This is a genomic window from Wenzhouxiangella sp. YN9 (assembly GCF_056324165.1).
Window position 1 is genome coordinate 1 of record NZ_JBJNIP010000021.1, and the last position, 2,702, is coordinate 2,702.

Annotated in this window: 1 protein-coding gene; it reads left to right on the forward strand. The window is 54.5% G+C overall.

Features of this window, described 5'->3' with window-relative positions; translation table 11 throughout:
- Positions 1-473: 473 nt before the first annotated feature.
- The gene (locus ACEWQ0_RS00050; protein ID WP_476484111.1) at positions 474-2,522 is read left to right on the forward strand and encodes a hypothetical protein; all 2,049 of its coding nucleotides are present in this window, start codon (positions 474-476) and stop codon (positions 2,520-2,522) included.
- Positions 2,523-2,702: the final 180 nt, after the last annotated feature.

A 2,702-nucleotide genomic window follows, 5' to 3' on the forward strand; every position in this document is an offset into this window, starting at 1 on the left:
CTGGCGCAGACTGCGGGGCTTCCGGCAACTGGCCGATGTCGTTGCCGGCGTGAAGTTCATCGACGGAATAGATGAACGCAAAATCAGCAGGGACGCCGCTTGATGAGCCAGTGGTCATACACCAGACTTGACAGTAACTCCCTTCTGGGAGACTGCTTGCTCATACAAGCGAGTACGAAAGACGGAGGTGGCGCCGAGCCGGACTTTCAGCCGAAAGTGAGCCGGAAATATGGGTGCTCGACTCATTCGCTGACACCCAAATGTGGTTCTCGCCATGTGAAACTCAACCCAGTCTCCGCTTTACCTGGGTCGAGCGTCATCGTTTAGCATGCGATTTAACGCTTACGTCAATTCGGTTCCTCACGTTGACATGCCCACCTTTTATGACCTAGGCTAATCGAGGGGCTAGAGTAAACATCCTGGGCGGCGAGGTGCGGTGAATCTCGCGAGCTCCTTGGAGTTGGAGTGTTGGCATGGATTCAGTTTTAAACTTCTTGCATCGTGCAAAGCATGCGCCGCTGGCTTCTTGGCCGATTGGTTTACTTTTGTGCCTCCTTTTTGCCCTCTCCTGCATTCCTGCTGGAGCCGAGCAGTTCGAGGTTTCACCAGGCCACTCCGCCCATTGGTATAGCCCTGAACGCACTGGCGAAGGTCTGGTGCTTGAGGTTATGGATGATGTGAGCGCGGTCATCTATTGGTTTACGTATGACCAGACAGGTCGCCAAAGGTGGTTGCTGGATGTAGGCACCATCGATGGAGACGAAATTCACTTTCCCCAGCTGACGTTGACCCAAGGGGGGCGCTTTGGCGATGCCTTTGACCCTGATGACGTTGAGGTATCGAATGTAGGTGCAGCGACACTTCGATTTGGCAGTTGCAACGAAGCCGAATGGTCTTACTCGGCTTTCGGGGTGTCTGAGACTATACCGATGCGCCGATTGACGACGACCATGGCTGCTGGCTGTCAGCCCAGAAATGGGGTGCCTGGGCAGCCGGTTATGGAATATGCCGGCCAAAGCGGTTCCTGGTACGATCCGGATCACTCAGGTGAGGGCTATACCCTGCAATGGATGTCTCGCAATGAGGCAGTGCTGATTTGGTTCACATACGACAATGCCGGTAACCAGTACTGGATGACCGGCGTTGGTAGACTCATTGAAGGTCGGCTTGTCTTTCCGGAAATGCGTACGACCAACGGGCCTGTATTTGGCCCTTCATACGATCCAGGCCAGCTGTCGTCGCAAGTGTGGGGGTCAGTAGTTCTCGAAATAGATTGCGATTCCGGCGTCGCCAATTACGAGAGCCTTATTGGTGACTTTGGGAGCGGCCAGCTGGAGCTTTCCCGTCTCTCAAGGCTGCAGCGGCCAACTTGCCAACGGGAGCGCCCCAAGATAAACGATCTTTATTCTTTCGAAGTTACGGAGATTAATTTTCGACCCCTCGCCGATGATTCTGCCGCCGTCTTAAGAGATATCAACTTCACGGCAAGCGATGTGGCTGACGATGGCACAGTCGTTGGCTACCGCACAAATCATCAAAGCTCCCAGTTATTTACATGGACCAGTGATGGCGAGAGTTTTATACTGTCGGAGAGGGGGGGGTATCGGTCGGACGTGTTCGTTGGGCCAGACGCAACCTACACCTTTGCCACGCAACGTGATCAGAATGCCGGTGACGACGATCTAATCATTTGGGAACCTGTCCGGGCCTCTGGTGGCCAGCCACCTTGGACGCCAGTTGCCCACATGGAAGCCGAGTCTTCTATTGTGTATGGAATCTCGAAGAATGGGAGAAGGCTTTTTGGCACCGCTAGAAATTCTCTGGCTGAAGGGTTTCCGTGGGTGTGGTCCGCTCAGGAAGGTCAGTCACGCCTTTCGATTGACGACAATATGGCAGCAGGGATTCCGCGCGCTGCAAGTGATGATGGCCGGGTTTTGGTGGGCAATCAGGGCGGACGAGCGGGAAGCGGCCAAAGGACTGACTACGCGACTCGTTGGGTCACACTTGATCAGCCAGAAATATTACGCGATGACGCTGGCACGCCTTTGGGCTGGTCGCTCACATGCAGCTCCACCTGTGGCGTTGTTCCCGGGAGCATGCATGGCGGGGTTCCTGACTTGTCGGATCCTGATGCATTCAAGTTCTGGCTGTGGACAGAAGCGAATGGTTTCCATTACCTGGACAGCAGCCTGCCTGAGGCTATCGATTCGACCATTCCGCCTTCTCGACTCGTTTTGGATACCACTGGCGACGGAAGTTTGTTTGTGGGTCACTACTTGGCGGACGTCGACGGCTCTCGAGCCGAGCGACCCGTTATTTGGACCCAAGCTACCGGCGTGGAGCCCCTTTTCGAGATTTTGAAGAGTGTCGAGGGGTGGGATGAAAATTGGAAAGACGTTCAAGCTGTCGCTGTAAGTCGAGACGGCCGATTTGTATTGCTTTCTGGCGATTACCTGGTTCCGCCAGATCAAGTGTTGGGGCGCTACGGGCGTGCGATGCTCCTTGAGCTTAGCCCGAAGTAAAATTTTCTTGCGTGATTGAGGGGGTGGTGTTGGTTAAGGAAAAACAAGGACACCCACGATTCCCATGGCTGAATAGCCGTCGGCCAAGCCTTCGCGATGGTTAGATCAGTCGGAAAGGTTGATGGTGGTGAGGTGATTTAGCGATCTGCGCATCGAAAATCCTTGCTGGGGCCGAATTTG